A 21,576-nucleotide genomic window follows, 5' to 3' on the forward strand; every position below is an offset into this window, starting at 1 on the left:
AGCCCTCGTGCGAGCCGCGATCCCACGTACGCAATGCCGGTTGCGTACGCCCGCGTGGGATGGTCGGCGCCGTCCGAGGGCTGCGGCACGTGTACGCGCACGTGACGCGTGTCGCTGCCCTGCTGGTCGAGATCGTTCACGTCGCTGGGCCGATGCGTCGCCGGTGTGGATCGATCGAGGACGGCTTCGGCGGCGGCGTGCTCCGGTCTATGCCTTACGGTACAGGACGCTACCAAATCACGATCCGACCTAACTGCGTTGCGTGAGATTCTGTCACGGAACGTTATCCCATGGCGCGGGCTCGGCTGGGAGCTGGGAAGTTCTTGGCGGGCTGGCCGCGTAGAGCCGCTGCCATTGTCTGGGCCACCGCTGAGTTCACCGAGTTCGAGATGCCGCCGCCCACCTGGTCGTTGGGGTTGTCCGCGTTGACCGCGATGCCGGCGGCGGCTATCTGCGGGGTGAAGCCTACGAACGTCTCCGTGGCGTTGTACTCCGAGCTGCCCGTCTTGCCCGCTACCGGGCGGCCCGCCAGGATGCCCGACACCGCCTCCGCCGTGCCGCCGTCGCACTTGCTGTACACGGAGGACTTGCCCACCGGGCACCGGGCCGCGTCGGTTGCCGCCGCCGCCACGTCGGGGTCCACGACCTGGCGGCATTTCGGGCCGGCGGCGTCAACGGGCTTGCCGTCGGAGTCGGTGATCGACAGGACCGGCAGGGGCTGGCAGTACACGCCGCCCGCGGCCACCGCCGCGTAGGCGTTGGCCAGGTCCAGCGGAGTCGTCGACGCCACGCCCAGGGTGAAGGAGCCCCACTGGTCGGCCTTCGCGGCCATGGTGGCGTCCTCGGCGGCGCGGAAGGTGATGCCCAGGCGTTGGGCCATCTCCACGACCTTGCGGGCGCCTACCTGTTGCTCCAGCCAGACGAAGTACGTGTTGACCGAGCGGCCGAAGCCGTTCCACATGGTGCGGTCGCCGTCCATCCAGCTGGGGCTCTCGTTGGCGGGGCACCAGCGGCCGCCGCAGCTGCCGTTGCCGCTGCCCGGCCAGATGGTGACCAGGCGGGCGGGGGCCTTGAAGTGGGTGTTCAACGGCAGGTTGTTCTCCAGGGCGGTCAGCATCGTGAACATCTTGAAGGTCGAGCCGGCCTGGTAGCCGGCGACGTTCCTGCCGCCCGCGACGAGCTGGTTCACGGTGTTCGGGTAGTTCGGGTGCTGCGGCGGGTTGGCTTCGAGGCTGTAGTGGCGGTTCACGGCCATCGCCAGGATCCGGCCGCTGCCGGGGGCCACCGCCGCCAGCGGCAGCGACCTTGCGTTGCCGTAGCCGTAGACGCCGAGCGACTGCGACAGAGCGGCCGCCTGGATGTTGGGATCCAAAGACGTGACGATGTTGTACCCGCCGGTGCGCAACGCCTCGTCGCGGTCCGTCGGTGTGGCGCCGAACTCGGGCTGGTTGTTCCACCACAGACGGAAGTAGTCGCAGAAGAAGCCCCAGTCGTTGTGCTCCTTCGGTACCGCGGTGCAGTCGTTGGGCAGGTTGCCTTCGGTCAGCTTCAGCTCGGTGGCCTTCGCGGCGGCGGCGGCCTCGGGCGTGATGACCTTCATTTTCGCCATCGCGTCCAGGGTGTACTCCCGGCGGTGCATGGCGGCGTTCCGGTCGCCGCTGATCGGGTTGTCGGCGTCGGGGGACTGCAGGAGGCCGGCCAGCAGTGCCGCTTCCGGCAGCGTGAGCTCGGACGGGTTCTTGCCGAAGTACGTCTGACTCGCCGCGTAGATGCCGTAGGCGCCGGCGCCGAAGTAGGCGATGTTGAGGTACTGCTGCAGGATCTCGCCCTTGCTCATCCTCTTCTCCAGCGCCATGGCCAGCTTCATCTCGCGCAGCTTGCGAGCCGGGGTGTCGGACAATGCGTCGAGGTGCTGCTGCGGCGTGAGGCTCGAGTCGTTCTTGAGCACGTTGCGCACGTACTGCATGGTCAGCGTCGATGCGCCCTGCTGCGCGCCGCCGCGGCTGTTGGACACGAAGGCTCGGAAGACGCCGCGGGCGTCGACGCCGTGGTGCTGGTAGAAGCGGGTGTCCTCGGCGGCGACGACCGCCTGCTGCATGAGCTTGGAGATCTGCGCGAGCCCGACCTCGCGGCGGTTCTCGTCGTAGAAGGTCGTGATGAGGGTCTTGCCGTCGCTGGCGTACACGTACGTCGCCTGCGCCGGCTTCGGCGTCGACAGCTCCGTCGGCAGGTTCTCCCACGTGTCGGTGCCCGCCTTGGCCGCGCCTCCGCCGGCCATCGCGAGCGGCATCGCGCCGGCCGCGACCACCAGGCCGGCCAGCACCCCGCACAGCAGCAGGCGCAGCAAACCGAGCAGGAACCGCACGCCCCGCTTGCGGCCCTTCCGGGGATGAGGACGGGGGCGGCGGCGCAGACGCATATGTGTACTCCCTGGCGACGGCGGGCGGTTCGCTTGCCGGCGCGCCGCTACCCGCCCGATCTGCCGTAAACCGCCCCTCGGGTGAAGATCACCCGCGCCGCCCGGCGGGGCGAGTCATGGGATGGGCGAGCGCATATCCGCCGGTCCGCGGGCCGGGGCTCTGTTCGGCTGGATGCGTAGCGCATCGTGGCCGATCGAGCGAAGGGGTACGACGTTATGTGCGGCTTCCTGATGTACACCGGAGACGCCATCATCTCCGCCGAACTCCTCGGCGCCATGGAACGCCAGCTCGGGCTCATCGACCATCGGGGCCCCGACGACATGGCCCTGCAACGCGTCAGCACCGGCGTGGCCGCGGGCTTCAAGCGACTCGCGATCATCGATCGGCAGGGCAGCCGCCAGCCGCTGCGTTACCCGCCGTCGGGGCCGGAGGCGGGCCGGTGGACGCTGGTCTACAACGGCGAAATCTACAACTACGAGGCGCTGCGCCAGGAGCTCGTGCGCGAGTACGGCGCGGAGTTCGCCACCGACGGCGACTCGGAGGTGCTCGCCGCCGCCTTCCACTACTGGGGCGTGGCCGCGCTGGACCGGCTGCGCGGGATGTTCGCGTTCGCGATCTGGGACGAGACGACCGAGACGGTGTACGCCGCCCGGGACCCGTTCGGCATCAAGCCGCTCTACTACCTCGAGACCCACGGCGGCCTCTGGCTGTCCAGCGAGAAGGCGCCGCTGCTCGAGCACGCCACGCCCGACCTCGACCCGACCGCACTGTCGCTCTATTTGACGATGCAGTACGTCCCTGAGCCGTACACCCTGCACCGCGGCGTGTCCCGTCTCCCCGCCGGCGGGCTGCTCACCCGGGCGTTCGGCGGCGCGGCGAGCGTGCGCCGCTACTCCCGCCCGTCGTTTCGCCCGGACCCCGCGGCCGACGAGGCCGCCGTCGTGGCCGAGCTGCGCGCCGCACTGCGCGACAGCGTGCGCGCCCACATGCGCGCGGACGTGCCGGTCGGCGCGTTCCTGTCCAGCGGCATCGACTCGACCGCGATCGTCGCGCTGGCCGCCGAGCACCATCCGCGCCTGCAGGCGTTCACGGCCGGCTTCGACACCTCGACCGCGTTCTCGGAGATCGAGACCGCGGAGCGCTCGGCCCGGCACCTCGGCGTCGAGCTCTTCCCGACCGTCGTGCGCCCCGAGCAGGTGATGGAGGCGCTACCGCGGATCATCTGGCACCTGGGCGACCCGGTGGCCGACCCGTCGATCGTGCCGCTGTACTTCCTGGCGAAGACGGCCGCCGAGCACGTCACCGTCGTGCTGTCCGGCGAGGGCGCGGACGAGCTCGCCGGCGGCTACACCATCTACCGCGAGCCGCGCTCCCTGGCCCCGGTCGCCCGCCTCGGCGCGCCGCTGCAGCGCGGCCTGCGCGCCCTGGCCCGCGCGCTGCCGGAGGGCATGCGCGGCAAGAGCTACCTGCAGCGCGCGACGACGCCGATCGAGCAGCGGTACTTCGGCAACGCCCGCGTCCTGGGCGACGACGAGAAGGCCCGCATCCTGCGCGGCCAGCCCGGCGTCGGGCACTCGCACGTGACCGCGGCCCTTTACGCCGAGGCGGCCGCGCTGGACCCGGTGGCCACGATGCAGCACATCGACATCAACACGTGGCTGCCCGGCGACATCCTCACCAAGGCCGACCGCATGTCGATGGCCCACTCCCTCGAGCTGCGCGTGCCGTTCCTGGACCGCCGTGTGTTCGATGTCCTGTCGCGCCTGCCCGACCGCCTGAAGGTCCCCGCGCGGAGCCGCACCACGAAGTACGCGCTGCGCCGCGCGATGGACGGCATCGTCCCCGACTTCATCACCGAGCGCCCGAAGATGGGCTTCCCGACCCCGGCCCGCCGCTGGCTGCGCACCGATCTGGCCGAGTGGGCCCACCACATCCTGTCCACGTCGGGCGCCGGCCACCTGCTGGACCTGGGCTACGCCCACGACCTGCTCAAGGCCCACGAGCGCGGCGACGCCGACCACGCCCGCAAGCTGTGGATCGTCCTGTCGTTCTGCCTGTGGCACGGCATCTTCGTCGAGGGCTCGATCCCCGCGCCGCGCCCGGAGCCCCGCACCCGCCCGATGGTCACGGGCGTCCCGGCCCCGGCACGCCACGACCCCGCCGCCGAACTGGGCCGCGCCGGTCAGGGCTCGTAGCCGCGCAGACGCGGACCTGGCCGCGCGGGTCAGGACTCGTGGGCCGCGCGACCAGGGCGTCGCCGCGCGGGTCAGGGCTCGTAGTCGTAGGGCGGCTCGTCGTCGAACGGCGGCTCCTCGTCGTCGAACAGCGGGCTCTCGTCGAACACGGAGGTGAACGCGGGCGCCTGCGCGGGCGTGGACGCTCGCGCGGGCGCGGAGGCCCGAGCGCCGGCGGTGTCGCGTGCGGGCGTGGAGGTCCGCGCGCCGACGTTGTCGCCGGGGGACCTGCGTGCGCCGGCGGTGTCGCGGGTGGGCGTCCGTGGGCCGGCGATGTCGTGGGCGGGCGCGGGGACGGACCGGGCCGCGGATGCCGGCGCGGTGGTGGAGCCGAGCTCGGCGAGGGCGGCCAGGATCTGCTCGCCGAACTTGGCGGTCTTGCTCTCGCCGACGCCGCTCACCGTGGCGAGAGCGGCGAGCGTGGCGGGCCGTTCGGCGGCGATCTGCCGCAGCGTCGCGTCGCGGAAGATGACGTAGGCCGGCACCGCTTGCGCCTTGGCCGTGGCGGCCCGCCACGCCCGGAGATGCTCGAAGACCGCGCCGGCATCGGGCGTGACGCCACCGCCACCCGATTCGGTGCCCGCACCGGCCGTGCCCGCACCGCCGGTCTCCAGGCGGTCCGAGCCAGTGCGGGCCGAGGGAACGGAGGCAGGGCGGGTCGCGGCCGCGGCACCCGCAACCGCAGCGGCCGTACGGCCCGTGGCCGGGTCGGCACCAACCGGCCCCGCGTCAGCGTTCGACCCTGCGCCAGCGTTCGACCCCGTGCCGGCCGTCGACGTTGCGTCAGCGTTCGGCCCCGCGCCGGCCGTCGACCTTGCGCCGACGGCCGGCGCGGAGCCGGTGTTGGGCCCTGCGCTGGCGAACAGCCCCGCAGCGGCGGCGTCCCCCGCGGTGGCGGTCGGCGGCGCGGCGGAGGCCGAGCCGGAGGCGGAGGCGCCGGGGGAGGCGGATGGGGGGAGGTCGAGTTCGGACAAGGCGTCGAGGATCTGCTGGCCGAACTTGGCGAGCTTGTTCTCGCCGACGCCGTTGACCGTGGCCAGCTCGGCCAGGGTGCGGGGGCGGCCGGCGGCGATCTGCCGCAGGGTCGCGTCGTGGAAGATGATGTAGGCGGGCAGGGACTCGGCCTTGGCGGTGGCGGCGCGCCAGGCGCGCAGGTGCTCGAAGACCGGTGCGGCCTCGGGTGGGAGGTCGGCGGGCGCGGCGGCGTCGCGGCGGGCGGACTTGGCGGCCTTCGCGGCGGAGATCGGGCGGTCGGGCTCGCGGCGGAGCATGACCTGGCGGCGGCGGCCGAGGACCTCGGCGCTGTCGGCGGTCATGACGAGGGTGCCGTAGTCGCCCTCGACGGCGAGCAGGCCCTGTGCCAGCAGCTGGCGGATGACGGCGCGCCATTCGGCCTCGCGCAGGTCGGAGCCGACGCCGAAGACGGTGAGCTCGTCGTGGTGCCACTGGACGATCTTGTCGGTCTTCTTGCCGAGCAGGATGTCGATGCACTGGCCGGCGCCGAACTTCTGGTTGCGCTCCTTCTGCAGCCGATAGACGGTGGAGAGCAGCTTCTGGGCGGCGACCGTGCCGTCCCAGGACTCCGGCGGTGCCAGGCACGTGTCGCAGTTGTCGCAGGTCTTGCCGGACTCCTGGCCGAAATACGCCAGGAGCTGGCTGCGGCGGCACTCGACGGTCTCGCAGAGGGCGAGCATCGCGTCGAGGTGCTGGGAGAGGTTGCGGCGGTGCGTGGCGTCGCCCTCGGAGGTGTCGATCATCTTGCGCTGCTGGACCACGTCCTGCAGGCCGTAGGCCAGCCACGCCACGGACGGCTCGCCGTCGCGGCCGGCGCGGCCGGTCTCCTGGTAATAGCCCTCGATCGACTTGGGCAGGTCGAGGTGGGCGACGAAGCGGACGTCGGGCTTGTCGATGCCCATGCCGAACGCGATCGTGGCGACCATGACCAGGCCGTCCTCGCGCAGGAACCGGTCCTGGTTGGTCGCGCGGACGCGGTCGTCGAGGCCGGCGTGGTAGGGCAGGGCGGGGATGCCGTTGTCCTTGAGGAACTCGGCGATCTTCTCCACCGAGTTGCGGGACAGGCAGTAGACGATGCCGGCCTCGCCGCGGTGCTCGCCGCGCAGGAACTCCAGCAGCTGCCGGCGCGGCTCCTGCTTGGCGACGATGCGGTATTGAATGTTGGGGCGGTCGAAGCTCGACACGAAGTGCCGCGCCTCGTTGAGCCCGAGCCGCGTGGCGATCTCCTTGTGCGTCGCCGTGGTCGCCGTCGCGGTGAGCGCGATGCGCGGCACGTCCGGCCAGCGCTCGTGCAGCATCGACAGGTTGAGGTAGTCGGGGCGGAAGTCGTGCCCCCACTGCGACACGCAGTGCGCCTCGTCGATGGCGAACAGCGCGATCCGGCCCCGCTCGAGCATCCGCAGGGCGCCCGGGGTGGCCAGGCGCTCCGGCGCGATGTAGAGCAGGTCGAGCTCGCCGGCGGCGAACTGCGCCTCGACGACGCGCCGCTCGTCGAGGTCGAGCGTGGAGTTGATGAACCCGGCCTGGACGCCGAGCTCGCGCAGCGTGTCGACCTGATTCTGCATGAGGGCGATGAGCGGGGAGATCACCACCGCGGTGCCCGGCCGCACCAGGGCCGGTATCTGATAGCACAGCGACTTGCCGCCGCCGGTCGGCATGAGCACCAGCGCGTCGCCGCCGCCGATCACGTGCTCGATGATCTCGTGCTGGTCGCCCCGGAACTCGTCGTAGCCGAACACCCTGCGTAGCACATCGAGCGCACCCATACCGCTGTCCACGGCGGCGATTCTACGGACTACCACCGACAGAACGGCGGTGGCCGATCCGTGTGGTTACGGATCGGCCGCCGTTCGACCACACAGGGTCACGCCTCCTGGGTGTACTCGATCGAGCGCACCTCGATCGCGTTCCACTTGGCGTCCGGGATCATGGCCGCGAGCTCGACCGCGCGCTCCTTCGAGGCGCACTCGACCAGGTAAAAGCCGGCGAGGAACTCCTTGGCCTCGACGTAGGGCCCGTCGGTCACGGTCAGCGCGCCGGCGCGCACGCGCACGACCGCGCTCTCGGCCGGCTGGCCCAGCGCGTCGGTGCGGATCAGCTCGCCGGACTCGGTGATGGTCTTGATGAACCGCTCGTGCCCGGTCATCACCTCGTCGATGTCGGCCTGGGTGAGGGTCTCCCATACGTCCGGGTTCATGTGGATCAGCAGCAGGTACTTCACGATCAGCTCCTTAGAACGAACGGTCACCTTGCGGTCGGAGCCGCCGCGCCTATCTCTACACGACTGAGTAGGTTCGGGGTCGTGGACTTCCGTGAACTGTTCGAAAGGCACCGCCGCGAGCTGCACGTGCACTGCTACCGCATGCTCGCCTCGTTCACGGACGCCGACGACGCGGTGCAGGAGACGTTCCTGCGCGCCTGGCGCCACCGCGACGACTTCGAGCCGGGGACGAACGCGCGCGCCTGGCTGTACCGGATCGCCACCAACGCCTGCCTGGACGCGATCCGGCGCAGCAACCGCCGCCCGCCCTCGGCGTCGGCCGAGGTCAGCTGGCTGCAGCCCTACCCCGACCGGCTCCTCGACGAGATCGCGCCGCCCGACGAGCAGCCCGACGCGGTGGTCGTGTCCCGCGAGACGATCGAGCTGGCCTACCTGACCACGATCCAGCTGCTGCCCGCCCGTCAGCGCGCGGTGCTGCTGCTGCGCGACGTGCTGGAGTGGTCCGCCGCGCAGACCGCGGAAGCGCTCGAGCTCACGGTGCCGGCCGCCAACAGCGCGCTGCAGCGGGCCAGGGCGACGCTCAAGGCGGCGCCGGAGCGCGACGAGATGCCCGCCGCACCGACGCAGGAGGAGCGGGAGCTGCTCGTCCGGCTCATCGCCGCGCACGACAGCGCCGACGTCGGCGCGACCGTCGCCCTGCTGCGCGAGGACGTGCGGGTCACGATGCCGCCGCTGCCGATGGAGTACAACGGCCTGGCCGAGTTCCTGCCGCTGCTGCACCGCGCCTTCGGCGAGCCGAGCATGGGCGAGTGGCGCCTGGTGCCCACCAGCGCCAACCGGCTGCCGGCCGCCGCGAGCTACCTGCGCGAGCCCGGCGGCACCGAGTTCCGCGCGTTCAAGCTCGACGTGATCAGGATGGCCGGCGGGCGGGTCGCCGAGTTCACCACCTTCGACGCATCGCTCTTCGAGCAGTTCGATCTTCCGGGTGTACTGCGGGAGTCACAGTTTCGTTGACGCCGGCAACGGCAGCGATCTGGTGATCTTCGTGAGGTTGGTGGCGGCCTTCGAGAACGCCGTGCCGTCCGGGTGCACGCTCAGCACGGCGACGATGTACCGGTCGTTCTCGCCGACCGTGCCCGTGGTGTGCAGCACCTCGCCCATCATGTCGGGCTTGTTCGGGTCGGCGGCCGGCACGAACGCGGGCCCGGCGTCGGCGGGCAGGTCCGCGTTGGGCACGCACGGGGTGGCCGGGTTGTCGCCGAAGCCGGACCAGCCCTGCTTGGCCGAGCGCGGCTGCTTGAACACGCTCGGGATGCCGAACGACTGGTCGTAGTGGTCGGTGCCGCACTTCGTGGTGGCGTGCAGGTTGGTGATGATGAAGTCGCGGACCGGCGGCGGCGCCTTGTCCAGGATGTACTGGTACACCCGGACGAGGTCGGCGGCGCTGACCGCCGTGTAGCCCCAGTACCCCGGCTGGCTGACCGGCGGCGGCTCGGTGTCCTGCAGCCCGAGCCGTTGCACCATGCGGGTGACGATGTCGCGCTGCCCGTTGGCCTTCCACAACCCGGTGGCGGCCGCGTCGTCGCTGCTTTGCAGCATGATCTGGAGCTTGGGCTTGTCGGCGGCCGGCACGGAGTACGCGGGGCCCTTGTCCCAGAAGTAGTCCAGCGCGATGAGCAGCTTGACCAGCGAGGCGGAGCGGAAGCGCCAGCTCGGCTTCTGCTGCAGCACGTACGCGCCCGCCTGCCGGTCGTAGATCACGATGCCCGCGGTGACGCCGGCTGGTACGGGTACCGACGAAGCTGCGGGAGCGGACGCGGACGGCGCGGTGCCCAACTGCGCCGAGCCGGGTTGCGGCACGGCGGATGACGCGGCACCCGAGGCGAACTGCGGCGTGGACGCCGGGGGCTCGCCCTTGCCGCAGCCGGCCGCGGCGAGGACGACCGCGGCCGAGACGGCCACGATCAGCAGGCGGACGGTCGCGGAGGGCATGGCCTTCATCCTGACCGCCGTGGGCGGCGCAGACAAACCCCGTCACGCTCGGGCCGCCACAGAATTTTCCGGTCACGGCGCCGCCGCCGCGCCCGCGTAGCCTGGAACCGTGCGGGGGCGCGGCTGGTGGCTGTTCCTCGCCGCCGCGGTGCCCGTCGGTCTGCCGCTCGCCGGCCGGTGGCGGGCAGCTTTGGCGTTCGCCGGCCTTGCCGCGGCCGCGATCGGACCGCTGTTCCTCGCCCAGTGGTGGGCGAGGCGGCGCCAGCGCGCCGAGCACGCGGCCGGGTCGCAGCGCTGGCACGGGCACCTGCCCCTGCCGCGCGCCGCCGTGATCTGGGAGCTCGGCGCCGGCCTCGCGCTGCTGTTCGGCGGAGGCGTGCCGGTCACCCTGACGGCCGGCGCCGACGGGCTCACCCTCGGACCGCGCCGCCCGGTCTCCCGCCGCCACCCGCCGCTGACCGTGCTGTGGCGCGACATCGCCGCCGTGCACGCGGAGCCGGCCGGGCGCTTCACCGACTGGGGGCGGGTCGCCGTGATGCCGCTGACCGCCGTGGTGCTCGACCTGCCGGAGGGCTCGGGCGGGCCGCTGGTGGTGACCACGCACGACGCCGAAGGGCTCGTCGACTCGGTGGCCGCGCACAAACTAGCGGACCCCGCGCAGCACCGGGGATGAATCGACGAACGTGTGATGGAGTCAGCACCGTGCGTGGCTGAGTTGCGCCGGTTTCTGGCGGTTCCGTACGGTGGTCTTCCATGGCGGAGTTGATCGAGGTTGGTGTCTGGTACGAGGCCCGACCGATCACGGTTGACCAGGGCGTCGACCGGTACGAGGCGCTTCGGCGCGGTGACGCGGGATGGGCCGTCGTCGATCCCGGCGTGGAGCGGTTCGACCGCGAGGCGCGAGCGGGTGTCGATCCCGCCCTGTGGGCCGAGCCGGTCGTCGGGGCCGGCACGCACGTGCTGCTGACCCTGCGCGGCGACGCGCCCGAGGAGGCGCTGCACTTCCTGCACAAGCTCGCCGACGAGTGTGAGCTGCTGTGTTTCCAGCGGCCGGGGCGCCACCAGCCGGCCGCCCTGTGGCAGCCGCGACGGCTGCTGCGCGTACCGGTGCCGCGGATGACGACCGAGGACGGCTCGCTGGCGCATCACCCGACCGGCGACGACATCCGGGACCTCATCGGCCGCCTGGACGAGGACAACACGACGGCGCAGCTGTGGCGGGAGGACGGCGCGTCGATCCGGGTGGCGTTCGTACCGCACCAGCGCACCTGGCAGGTCTCCACGACCGTCGGCGACGAGACCACCGCCGAGGAGGACCGCGCGGACCTGCCGAGCGTGGCCGAGCGCTTCGCGGCCTTCGCTTCGGGGTGAGTCCTTTACTCGCCGACGAGTACTCGCCTATACTCGTGGGCGAGTATCCGTTGGCGAGGGGGTGTGATGGCGAAGCGGCGCAAGGTGAGCAACCTGCTCGGGCTGCACGTGCTGGCGACGCTGTACGAGCGCCCGATGCACCCCTACGAGATCGCCGCGGAGATGCGCGGCCGCGGCAAGGAGCAGGACGTCAAGATCCAGTGGGGTTCGCTGTACACCGTGGTGCAGAACCTCGAGAAGCACGGTTTCGTCGAGGCGGCGCACACGGCCCGGGAAGGCCGGCGCCCCGAGCGCACCGTGTACCAGATCACCGACGCGGGCCGCGAGGAGACCGTCGACTGGCTGCGCGAGCTGGTCGGGGTGCCCGAGCGGGAGTACCCGCGGCTGCGCTCCGGCCTGTCGGTGCTCGGCATCCTGCCGCCGGACGAGGCGCTGTACCTGATGCGCAAGCGCATCGACATCCTCGACTTCCAGATCAAGACCGAGGAGCTGGCGCTCGAGGCGTCCGCCGAGAAGGTGCCCCGGCTGTTCATCGTGGAGGCCGAGTTCGGCCTGGCGCTGCTGCGCGCCGAGGCGGACTGGCTGCGGGGCCTGGTCGCCGAGCTCGCGTCGGGAGAGCTCTCCGGGCTCGATCTCTGGCGGCAGTACCACCAGCAGTGAACGAGTAGCGAAAGACCAGGGCCGCGGTGCGGGAACACCACGGCCCTGAAAACGACCTCAACCGATCCGCGGGAACGGATCCGGCCTTGGTGTCTGCATTCGCCAGGATACCCAACCCGCGGGCTCGGTTGCCGAACCGATCGGAGACCGTCATGCCCCCTGCCGTCCTGGCGCGGGACCTCGTCAAGACCTACCCGAAGGGCGTCAAGGCCCTCGACCACCTCTCGCTCGCCGTCGAGCCGGGCGAGATCGTCGGGCTGCTCGGCCCCAACGGCGCCGGCAAGTCCACCACCGTCAAGATCCTCACCACCCTCGCCCGCGCCGACTCCGGCCACGCCGAGGTCATGGGCCACGACGTGGCGCGCCACCCCGGCCGCGTGCGAACCGCCATCGGCGTCGTCGCCCAGCGCTCCGGCCTCGACCCGGCGGGCACCGGCCGCGAGAACCTCACCCTGCAGGGCCACCTCTTCGGCCTGCGCGGCGCCGAGCTGCGCCGCCGCGTCGACGAGTTGCTCGAGCGGTTCGACCTGACCGAGGCGGCCGGGCGCCGCACCCGTGACTGGTCCGGCGGCATGCAGCGGCGCCTCGACGTCGCCATGGGCCTGGTGCACCGCCCCGCAGTGCTGTTCCTCGACGAGCCGACCACCGGCCTGGACCCCGAGGCCCGCGCAGCGCTCTGGCAGGAGATCCGCCGGCTGCAGGGGATGGCGATCCTGCTCACCACCCACTACCTCGACGAGGCCGACCGCCTCGCCGACCGGCTCGTCATCGTCGACGGCGGGCGGGTCGTCGCCGAGGGGACGCCCGACCGGCTCAAGGGGGAGCTGCGCGGGGATGCGGTACACATCGAGGTCCGGGAAACGCCCGAAGCGCTGCAGGCGCGCACGGCCCTGACCGGGCTCCCGGGCCTGCGCGAGGTCACCGTCGACGGCTCCCGCCTCTCCGCGCGCGCCGACGACGGGGCCGCCGCGGTGCCCGCCGCGCTCGCCGCCCTGGAGGCACACGGCATCCGGGTCGCCACGGTCACCGTCGCCCGCCCGAGCCTCGACGACGTGTACCTCAAGCACGCCGGCCGCCGGATGGAGGTGGCGGCATGAGCCTGTGGTACCTCACCGCCCGCCGGCTGAAGGTCTTCATCAAGCAGCCCGCGTTCCTGTTCGTCACGCTCATCCAGCCCGCGATCTGGCTGTTCCTCTTCGGCAACCTCTTCCGCCGGATCGTGGACCTGCCCGGCTTCGGCGGCGGCAGCTACCTCACCTACCTCGTCCCCGGCGTCGTGGTGATGAGCGCCGTGTCGTCGAGCATGTGGTCCGGCATGGGCGTGCTCGAGGAGATCGACCGCGGCACGATGAACCGCTTCCTCATCACCCCCGCCCGCCGCGGCGCGATCCTCGACGCCGTGGTCATCGAGCAGTCGCTCAGCGTCACGCTGCAGTCGATCATCATCGTGCTGCTCGGCCTGGCCGCCGGCGCCCGCTACCCGCTCTCCGGCGTCGCGCTGCTCGTCGTGTCGTCGGGGCTGCTCGGCGTCGTGTTCAGCGCCCTGTCGAACACCGCCGGCATGCTGGTCCGCCAGCGCGAGACCATCATCGGCCTCAACACGCTGCTGTTGCTGCCGTTGACGTTCCTGTCCTCGGCGTTCGTCGCGCCCGGCCTGATGCCGGGCTGGATGCAGGCGGTGGCGAAGGGCAACCCGGTGAACTGGGCCCTGGAGACGTGCCGCTCGTCGTTGCTGGGCTCGTCGGACTGGCCGCACGCGTTGTCCTACGGCGGCGGCCTGCTCGTGCTGGCCGCGGCCTTGGTGTACCTGTCGACGCGTACGTTCCGGGCGTACCAGAAGGCGGTGTAGGTGTTCTGATCGCGAAATGTCCGGATGCTGGCGCATCCGGACATTTCTGATTTTTCGGTTGTGCGGCTTTCAGCTCCCTGATATGCCCAGCTGAGTCCGATGGTGCCGATTGGCCGCGGCCTCGTCGAGGATCGCGTTCGCCAGCGCGGCGTAGGTCAGGCGATTTCCGAAATTCCGGATTTGGTACCGTGAATCGCCCTCCTCGTCCACCAGCTCCATCGGCGGCGCGAAGACCACCCAGTCGACCGGCCCGTCGTACGCGCGCAGCACCTGCAGTTCGTCGGCGCGGGCCTGCAGGAACGGGCGCCACTCGGCGGGGAGGTCCAGCCGCTCGAACGCCATCCCCTCGCCGTCCTCGGCCGGGAGCGTTGTCGCGATGCCGATCATGAGGAGCCTCTGTACGCCGGCGCGCTCGAGTCCCGCCAGGAGCGCCTTCATCGCCTCGGCGTAGTCGGCCGTGTCGAGTTCGGCGCTGTACACCGCCGAGACCGCCACATCGTGCCCGTGCGCAACCCGGGCCACGCTCTCCGCGTCCGTCGCGTCGCCGGCGACGACGACGGCACCGGAAATATGCGGATATTTTGCCGGCTCGCGGACCGCCGCCGTTGTCTTGAGCTCGCGCCGCGCGGCCTCCGCCAGGATCCGTTGCCCCGCTCGTCCGCCCGCCCCGAACACCACCAGTGAAGTCATGTCCGGACCGTAGATCGCGAGACCTCGGTAACTGCAACGTTACCGGCGCGGGGGTTACGGTGTGCCGATGCGCGAACCGCTGCCGCGGGACCTGTTCGACCCGGCGTGCCCGTCGTCCATGGTCCCGTTCCAGATCGGCGACAAGTGGGCCGGGATGGTGCTCGTCTGCCTGGCCGACGGCCCGCGCCGCTTCAGCGAGCTGCGCGTGCCGATGTACCGCGTCTCGGCCAAGGTCCTGACGGAGACCCTGCGCGCCCTGGAGCGCGACGGCATGATCAGCCGCACGGCGTACGAGGAGATCCCGCCCCGCGTCGAGTACGCCATCACCGACCTCGGCCGCACCCTCTTCCCGGCGATGGAGGCCTGCCGAGCCTGGGCCATGGAGTATCTGCCGGCCCTCGAACAGGCCCGCGCGTCCTACGCGCAGCGCAGCGCATGACCCCGCACATGGTCCCGCGTGTGTACCGCCGATACGTCGCCATCGGCGACAGCACCACGGAGGGCATGGACGACCCCGACGGCGCCGGCGGCTACCGAGGCTGGGCGGACCGCTTCGCCGAGCACGTGGCCCGCGCCCAGACGCCCGCCGCGCAGGCAGCGCACGCGGCGTCGGGGGAGGCGGAGCGCGCGGTGCTTGGGGACGCGGGGCGCGCGGCGGCGGGGGACGCGGAGCCCGCGGCGCTAGGGGACGCGGAGCGCCGGGCAGGGGCGGCGGAGCGCACGGCTCGTGTGGGGGCAGAGCGCCTGGCCGGTGTGGGGGCGGAGCGCTCGGCCCGTGTCGAGGCGGAGCGAGGGGCAGGTGCGCAGGGCGGCCTGGAGTACGCCAACCTGGCCATCCGCGGCCGGACGACGGCCCGTATCCGCGCCGAGCAGCTTGCGCCGGCGCTGGACCTGGCACCCGATCTCGCGACGGTGGTCGCCGGCATGAACGACATCCTGCGCGGTTCGTTCGACCTGACGGCGGTCGCCCGGGACATCTTCGAGATGCAGCACGCGCTCGTCGCCCAGGGCGCGACCGTGCTCACCTTCACGCTGCCGGACCCCGCCCCGGTCATGCCGATCGCCCGCCCACTGCGGGGCCGGGTGCTCGCCCTGAACGAGGCGATCCGCAAGACGACCGCGGACAGCGGCGCGATCCTGCTCGACCTCGGCGCGTACGCGGTGGCCTCCGACCCCCGCCTCTGGAGCGACGACCGCCTGCACGCCAACAGTGCCGGTCACGAGCGGATCGGAGCGGCTTTGGCGTACACCCTCGGCCTCCCCGGCTTCGACGACTCCTGGACGGCCGAGCTCCCGCCGACACCGTTGCGCCGCCGGCACGAGACCATCGCCGCCGAACTGGCCTGGATACGCCGCCACCTGCTCCCGTGGGCGGGCCGCCACCTGCTCGGCCGCTCGTTGGGCGACAACCGGGTGTGCAAGCGGGCCACCCCGTCGCCGGTCGTCCTGATCGACCCCTGACGAGGGCCACCACCCGCCCGCTGTGCGTGCGCCCGCGGTCTTGAGGCTCCTGTTCCCGTGGGTCCGTGTTCCCGTGGGTCCGTGTTCCCGTGGGTCCGTGTTCCCGCGGGTCCGCGCTCGGTGGTCTGTGCTCGCGTGCCCGCCTGCTGTGCGCGCGCCCGCAGCCTTGAGGCTCCCTTCACCGCGGTCCGCGCTCCCGCGGGTCTGTGCTCACGCCCGCCGGTTCGAGCCCGCGCCGGCGCGGACAGGGGAGGGGGCGTGCGGCCAGAAGCCGGCGGGGAGCGCGGCGTGGTCGGTGCGCGGCCGGTCGGTGCGGGGCCCGCCGGTGGGCGGGTTGTTGCGGACCGGCCGGTGCGCGGCCGGTCGGTGCGGGGCCTGCCGGTGGGCGGGTTGTTGCGGGCCGGTCGGTGCGCGGCCGTGAGGCCGGAGAGGCGGGCGGTGGGAGGCGGTCGTTGTGGGGTTAGAGGGTGAGGACGATCTTGCCGCGGACGTGGCCGGACTCGCTCAGGTCGTGGGCGGCCGCGGCCTCGGACAGAGGGAACGTGTGGTCGACGGGCATGGTGAAGCGGCCCTCCATGTACAGGGCGGCGGCCTCGGTCAACGTCGGCCAGGCGCGGCCCTCTGAACCGTCGGTGACGCGGGCGCCGTGCTGGGGGGCCTCGAAGTCGGCGATGCTCACGACGTCGGACGGGCTCGGGGTGAGGGTGACCAGGTCGGCGACGGCGCCCCGGCCCGCGGTGTCCAGAGCGGCGTCGATGCCGTTCGGGGCGACGGCGCGGACGCGGTCGGGGAGGCCGGGGCCGTAGGTGATCGGGGTGGCGCCGAGGCCGCGCAGGAAGTCGTGGTTGCGCTCGCTGGCGGTGCCGATCACGGCGGCGCCGCGGGCGACGGCGAGTTGCACCGCGGCGACGCCGACGCCGCCGGCGGCGCCGTTGACCACGACGGTCTGGCCCTTCTCGAGGGCGAGCAGTTCGAGGGCACGGCCGGCCGTTTCGACCACGCTGGGCAGGCCGGCGGCCTCGGCGAAGGACATCGCGGCGGGCTTGGGCGTCCAGAAGCGCAGGACGGCGAGCTCCGCGGCGGCGCCGCCGACGGCGACCCCGAAGACCTCGTCGCCGACCGCGACGTCCTCCACCCCGGCGCCGACGGCCTCGACGACGCCGGACGCGTCGGAGTGCGGCACCACCGGCAGCCGGCTTGGGGTGGTGTCGCCGAATGCGCCGCTGCGGACCTTCCAGTCGTACGGGTTGACGCCGACGGCGCGCACCGCGATGCGGATCCGGCCGGCCGGGACCTGGGGCTCGGGCACGTCGACGACCCGCAGGACACTCGACGGGCCGTACTCGGAATACTGCAACGCCTTCAAGATCTGCTCCGGGTCGTGTGTGAGCTGCGGGAGGCCGATGCCGCGCGGAGGCTCAGGTGTTGAGCGGGCGGCGGGCGATCAGCAGGACGTGGGTGTCGGGCCAGTCGAGTGCTACGCCGTCCAGTGTGGACAACTGCGCGTGCGGCCGGATGCGGTTGTCCACGATCCAGTCGTTGCGCCACGCGTGGGAGGCGACGTCGACCTCGAAGCCGACGTCCGTCAGCAGGGCCTTCCAGTCCGCGAACTCCAGGCCGCAGAACTGCTCGTGCGCCTCCGACAGCCAGTTGTCGGGGTAGTCCTTGTGGGTGAGGAACTCCATCGCGTCGCCGAGCGCGATCTCCACGGCACCGGGGTCGGACGGGTCGCCAAGGTCCTTGTAGACGAGCGGGAAGTGGAAGTCGGCGGCGAACCGGTCGAGCCGCGCCCGGGTCGGCAGCGACTCCACCAGCGCCGCGATCTCGTCCCGGGTGAGCCCGTCGAGCGAGGCGATCGCCGCGGCCGACCCAGCGACATCGGACGGGCCGGCGATGGTGGGTGGGGCGCCCTGGAGGGTGAGGCGGACTCGGCGGTCGCGGCCGTCGGGGCCGCATACGTCGGAGTTGATCCAGACGCCGCCCGGGACGGTGTGCTCGTAGATTGCCTCGGCGAAGGCGCGCAGGGAAGGCATGCGGTGGCCGTACGACCAGATCTCGTGCGTCAGGGCGAACGTCAGTGTCGTGTCGATCGAGCGGGGTGGGAAGACGGCGCCGCCGAGGACGTTGCGGCAGTAGAAGTAGACGTTGGGGTTGGTGAACCAGCCCTGTGCCTTGCGGTGGACGCACTCCTCGTAGAGGTGGCGGGCGACCTCGACGCCGATGAGGTCGCTCTCGCGAAGGGTGGGCTCGCGGTCGGCGAGGGCCAGGACGGCGCCGGCGCCGCAGCCGACGTCCACGATGCGGCCGGGGCGGACGTGCCGGCGGACCATCTCCCACTTGCGCTCGGCGCTCGCCTCGAACGCCTCCGCGTAGGTGCGGTAGTCGCGGGTGGCGGTGAGGCCGCCCTCCTCGCCGACGACCGGGTCGTTGACGACCAGCGCCACCTGCTCGTCGAGGCGATAGCGGTCGTACACGTCCAGCGTCGCCGGATGCGCCAGCTCCCGCCACGCCGGGTCGCCGGCCGCCAGCCGCAGCAGCACGTCCCATGGCCGCTCGGGCACCGGCGACTGCCGGGCCGCGGGCCCCGGCGGCGGCTGCGAATCGGCCGTTGACGCCGATTGCGGTCGCGAAATGGCCTCGGGCTGTGGCGGCGCAACGCCGGAGGTCACGTCGAAATGTGCGGAGGCGACGTTCAGGGGCGCGGAGGTCAGGTCGAGAGGCGCGGAGGTCACGTTCAGGGGCGCGGAGGTCACGTCCAGAGGTGCGGAGGCCACGCTCAGGGGTGTGGGGGCCACGCTCAGAGGTGTGGGGGCCACGCTCAGGGGTGCGGGGGTGACGTCCGGAGGTGCGGGCGCCGCGGTCCGGAGGCGGCTGTCGCCGTGTGGGCGGTCCGCGGCGGTCGAGAAGGCCGGGTCGGCCTCGACCAGGGCGATCGCGAAGCCCAGCGCCGCGTACAGCGCGGCGACCTCCGGCGTGGAGCACGCTACGACGGTGTCCTGCGGGGTGAGGCGGCGGCCGATGACCGACTCGACGCTCTTGAGGGTCACCTCGGCGAAGCGGTCGGTGTGTGCGGTGTCGAAGACGGGGACGACGAGGGAGCGCAGGCCCTCCTGGACGCTGAAGCGCTCGATCGCCGCCTCACGCCGGTCGTAGGCGACTGGGTTTCGCTTGGTGTTCTGGTGGTTGGCGCTGGTGACGGCCCAGATGATCGTGACGTCGTCGGCGCCTTCCCCCGCAGTACCAAATCGGGGGCTTTGAAGGTCTTTGGAAAGGTCGCCCTCGGCCAGGCCGCGCAGATAGACCGCCTGGAAACGCGTCAGCAGGTGATGCCGGCCGGGGAAGAGGACGAAGCGCGCCATGGTCAGGCCTCTGGCTCCGCGTGCTGGACGACCTCGAACTCGAGCAGGCTGGAGCCGGTGGCGACCGGCTTGGCGCGCTCGCCGGAGTGGGCCTCGCGGGCGGGGCCGTTGGACCAGGCCTGGAAATGCTCCTCGGATTCCCACTTCGTATAGACGAAATACCTCGTCTCGCCCGCGGTCGGGCGCAGCAGCTCGAAGCCCAGGAAGCCCGGCGCGCTCTCGACCGCGCCGTGCCTCGCGCCGAAGCGGCGCTCCAGCTCAGGGCCTGCGCCCTCGGGAACCTCGATCGCGTTGATCTTCACGACTGCCATGACCCAACCCTAGCCGTCGGGTATGACAAAACCCCGTCAGGCCGTGGCCAGTAACGCGGTGGGGCTCACCCGGTGGCGAGTGGAAGAATCGCGGCTATGACCGATGTGCTCGAAGATCTGCAGTGGCGCGGCCTCATCGCGCTCTCGACCGACCTCGACGAACTCCGCGCGGAGATGGCGAAGGGGCCGATCACCTATTACTGCGGCTTCGACCCGACGGCGCCCAGCCTGCACATCGGCCACCTGTTCCAGGTGCTCACCGTGCGCCGCCTGCAGATGGCCGGGCACAAGCCGCTCGCGCTCGTCGGCGGGGCCACCGGGCTGATCGGTGACCCGCGCCCCTCGTCGGAACGCCAGCTGCACTCGCTCGACCAGGTCGCGGAGTGGGTCGACAAGCTGCGCGGGCAGATCGAGCCGTTCCTGGACTTCACCGGCAGCAATGCGGCGCGGATGGTCAACAACTACGACTGGACCGCGTCGATGTCGGCGATCGACTTCCTGCGCGAGATCGGCAAGCACTTCCGCGTCAACAAGATGCTCACCAAGGACGCGGTGAGCGCCCGGCTGAACTCGGACGCCGGCATCAGCTACACCGAGTTCAGCTACCAGATCCTGCAGGGCATGGACTTCCTGGAGCTCTACCGGCGCTACGGCTGCAAGCTGCAGACCGGCGGCAGCGACCAGTGGGGCAACCTGACGGCCGGCACGGACCTGATCCATCGCGTGGAAGGTGTTTCGGTACACCTTGTGGCGACACCACTGCTGGTGAACTCGGCGGGTGAGAAGCTCGGCAAGTCCACCGGCGGCGGGAGCCTGTGGATGGATGCGGAGATGACGAGCCCGTACGCGCTGTACCAGTACTTCGTGAACCTCGAGGACGCGCTCGTCGGCGGCCTGCTGCGCAAGCTCACGTTCCTGGAGCGCGAGGAGATCGAGGCGATCGAGAAGGACACCGCCGAACGGCCCGCCGCGCGGATCGGGCAGCGCCGCCTCGCGGAGGAGATGTCCAAGCTGGTGCACGGGCCGGAGGAGACCGCGCAGGTGATCGCGGCCAGCCAGGCGCTGTTCGGGCGGGGCTCCCTCGGCGAGCTGTCGGCGTCGACGCTGCGCGCGGCGCTGAGCGAGGCCGGCCTCGTGCAGGCCCCTGCCGGCTCCACCGTCGGCGACCTCTTCATCGCCGCCGGCCTGGCGAGCAGCCGCAACGAGGCGCGGCGGACGGTGGCCGAGGGCGGTGCGTACGTGAACAACGAGCGCATTGCCGACGCCGAGGAGGTCGTGCCGGCCGAGCGGGCACTGGCCGGCGGGCTTCTGGTGCTGCGCAAGGGCAAGCGCACGTTCGCGGGCGTGGAGCTCGTGGGCTGAGATCGGGGTGACGGCTCCGGCCGGGCGTCGCGCGACCGCGGCGCCCGGCCGTTGCTTTGAGCGAGCGCGATCGATTTGGTGGTGATCGCGAACCCAGGTAACGTTGATGGCCGGCAGGGAAACGGACGACATAGCGGGGCGCACACAGCGCGCCGCGGCGGACGGCCTGCTCAAGCCAGAAGATCACACAACCGGGTGACCGGTCAGTGGTCGTGCCCGCAAACGAACGGCGAACGCGATTTGGACGCCGGACGCGGACCGGGTAAGGTAGTTAGCCGGCAGGGATACGGACGAGGCACGCGGGTCGCGAGAGCGAGCCGCAGCGGACGTCCTGCCGACACCCTACGACACTCGACCGGGCGACCGGAAGAGCTGTTATGTGTCTGCAAAACGGGACAAAGTACGGCAAGCCGGATTTGACCCCGCAAAGCGGACCTGCTAGAATGAAGCGGTACGAAATGCCCCGGGTGGGCCGAGTCGGAAACGACGAGGTTCGGCGGTGTGTGTTGGTTGTTTGAGAACTCAACAGGGTGCTTGTTAAGCCAGTGCCAATTGATTATTACCCCGTGGCACGGGCCCCGTTTGTGGGGTTGCGTGTCTGGGATTCCTTTGGTGACAACATGTTTGTTGCC

Annotated in this window: 17 protein-coding genes and 1 pseudogene; 10 read left to right on the plus strand and 8 right to left on the minus strand. The window is 71.6% G+C overall.

Annotated elements, in window-relative coordinates; genetic code table 11:
* Positions 1-283: 283 nt before the first annotated feature.
* Positions 284-2,419 carry a transglycosylase domain-containing protein gene (locus ABD901_RS52660; protein ID WP_345142151.1) on the minus strand — a complete coding sequence of 712 codons (2,136 nt, stop codon included), beginning with the start codon at positions 2,417-2,419 and terminating at the stop codon, positions 284-286.
* 186 nt (positions 2,420-2,605) lie between these two features.
* Here ABD901_RS52660 and asnB point away from each other — a divergent pair, with 186 nt between their 5' ends.
* Entirely contained in the window at positions 2,606-4,615 is a 2,010-nt protein-coding gene (gene asnB / locus ABD901_RS52665) for an asparagine synthase (glutamine-hydrolyzing) (protein WP_345142154.1), read from the plus strand.
* Positions 4,616-4,995: 380 nt separating this feature from the next.
* On the opposite strand, the pseudogene recQ reads toward asnB, so the two are convergent.
* Together recQ and ABD901_RS52675 are read right to left on the minus strand one after the other, a co-directional pair.
* Positions 4,996-7,434, minus strand: a pseudogene (gene recQ / locus ABD901_RS52670) (DNA helicase RecQ); the annotation flags it as partial.
* Between the two features lie 98 nt (positions 7,435-7,532).
* The gene (locus tag ABD901_RS52675) at positions 7,533-7,889 is read right to left on the minus strand and encodes a YciI family protein (RefSeq protein ID WP_345142157.1); all 357 of its coding nucleotides are present in this window, start codon (positions 7,887-7,889) and stop codon (positions 7,533-7,535) included.
* An 81-nt stretch (positions 7,890-7,970) separates the two neighbouring features.
* On the opposite strand from ABD901_RS52675, the gene ABD901_RS52680 reads away from it, so the two are divergent.
* The gene (locus ABD901_RS52680; protein ID WP_345142160.1) at positions 7,971-8,903 is read left to right on the plus strand and encodes an RNA polymerase subunit sigma-70; all 933 of its coding nucleotides are present in this window, start codon (positions 7,971-7,973) and stop codon (positions 8,901-8,903) included.
* Here the strand turns inward: ABD901_RS52680 and ABD901_RS52685 are convergent.
* Positions 8,889-9,881, minus strand: a complete 993-nt coding sequence (locus tag ABD901_RS52685; RefSeq protein WP_345142162.1) for a hypothetical protein — start codon at positions 9,879-9,881, stop codon at positions 8,889-8,891. The genes ABD901_RS52680 and ABD901_RS52685 overlap by 15 nt on opposite strands.
* Positions 9,882-9,990: 109 nt before the next feature.
* Here ABD901_RS52685 and ABD901_RS52690 point away from each other — a divergent pair, with 109 nt between their 5' ends.
* The 5 genes from ABD901_RS52690 to ABD901_RS52710 all read left to right on the plus strand — a co-directional run bounded on the left by ABD901_RS52690 (position 9,991) and on the right by ABD901_RS52710 (position 13,761).
* The gene (locus ABD901_RS52690) at positions 9,991-10,554 is read left to right on the plus strand and encodes a hypothetical protein (RefSeq protein WP_345142165.1); all 564 of its coding nucleotides are present in this window, start codon (positions 9,991-9,993) and stop codon (positions 10,552-10,554) included.
* A gap of 80 nt (positions 10,555-10,634) precedes the next feature.
* Positions 10,635-11,252 (plus strand): hypothetical protein, encoded by a 618-nt coding sequence (locus ABD901_RS52695; protein ID WP_345142168.1) that lies wholly within the window; start codon positions 10,635-10,637, stop codon positions 11,250-11,252.
* A 66-nt stretch (positions 11,253-11,318) separates the two neighbouring features.
* Entirely contained in the window at positions 11,319-11,912 is a 594-nt protein-coding gene (locus tag ABD901_RS52700) for a PadR family transcriptional regulator (RefSeq protein WP_345142171.1), read from the plus strand.
* Positions 11,913-12,064: 152 nt separating this feature from the next.
* Entirely contained in the window at positions 12,065-13,009 is a 945-nt protein-coding gene (locus tag ABD901_RS52705; protein WP_345142175.1) for an ABC transporter ATP-binding protein, read from the plus strand.
* On the plus strand, positions 13,006-13,761 hold the full coding sequence (locus ABD901_RS52710) for an ABC transporter permease (protein ID WP_345142178.1): 756 nt from the start codon (positions 13,006-13,008) through the stop codon (positions 13,759-13,761). Before ABD901_RS52705 ends, ABD901_RS52710 begins: the two co-directional genes overlap by 4 nt.
* A 69-nt stretch (positions 13,762-13,830) precedes the next feature.
* Here ABD901_RS52710 and ABD901_RS52715 read toward each other — a convergent pair whose 3' ends face one another.
* On the minus strand, positions 13,831-14,439 hold the full coding sequence (locus ABD901_RS52715; protein WP_345142181.1) for an NAD(P)-dependent oxidoreductase: 609 nt from the start codon (positions 14,437-14,439) through the stop codon (positions 13,831-13,833).
* 79 nt (positions 14,440-14,518) lie between these two features.
* On the opposite strand from ABD901_RS52715, the gene ABD901_RS52720 reads away from it, so the two are divergent.
* Both ABD901_RS52720 and ABD901_RS52725 read left to right on the plus strand, forming a co-directional pair.
* Positions 14,519-14,890: a winged helix-turn-helix transcriptional regulator gene (locus ABD901_RS52720; protein WP_345142184.1), complete on the plus strand. Its 372-nt coding sequence runs from the start codon at positions 14,519-14,521 to the stop codon at positions 14,888-14,890.
* An 8-nt stretch (positions 14,891-14,898) separates the two neighbouring features.
* Positions 14,899-15,912, plus strand: coding sequence for an SGNH/GDSL hydrolase family protein (locus tag ABD901_RS52725; protein ID WP_345142187.1), 1,014 nt, complete (start codon positions 14,899-14,901; stop codon positions 15,910-15,912).
* A 460-nt stretch (positions 15,913-16,372) separates the two neighbouring features.
* Here ABD901_RS52725 and ABD901_RS52730 read toward each other — a convergent pair whose 3' ends face one another.
* The 3 genes from ABD901_RS52730 to ABD901_RS52740 are packed head-to-tail and all read right to left on the minus strand — an operon-like array spanning position 16,373 to position 19,582.
* Positions 16,373-17,278 (minus strand): NADP-dependent oxidoreductase, encoded by a 906-nt coding sequence (locus ABD901_RS52730; protein ID WP_345142190.1) that lies wholly within the window; start codon positions 17,276-17,278, stop codon positions 16,373-16,375.
* A gap of 52 nt (positions 17,279-17,330) precedes the next feature.
* Entirely contained in the window at positions 17,331-19,271 is a 1,941-nt protein-coding gene (locus ABD901_RS52735; RefSeq protein WP_345142192.1) for a class I SAM-dependent methyltransferase, read from the minus strand.
* A gap of 2 nt (positions 19,272-19,273) precedes the next feature.
* Entirely contained in the window at positions 19,274-19,582 is a 309-nt protein-coding gene (locus tag ABD901_RS52740; RefSeq protein ID WP_345142196.1) for an antibiotic biosynthesis monooxygenase family protein, read from the minus strand.
* Positions 19,583-19,678: 96 nt separating this feature from the next.
* On the opposite strand from ABD901_RS52740, the gene tyrS reads away from it, so the two are divergent.
* Positions 19,679-20,944 (plus strand): tyrosine--tRNA ligase, encoded by a 1,266-nt coding sequence (gene tyrS, locus ABD901_RS52745; protein ID WP_345142198.1) that lies wholly within the window; start codon positions 19,679-19,681, stop codon positions 20,942-20,944.
* The last annotated feature ends 632 nt before the right edge of the window (positions 20,945-21,576 follow it).

The organism is Dactylosporangium darangshiense (assembly GCF_039537565.1).
Taxonomy (GTDB): Bacteria; Actinomycetota; Actinomycetes; order Mycobacteriales; family Micromonosporaceae; genus Dactylosporangium; species Dactylosporangium darangshiense.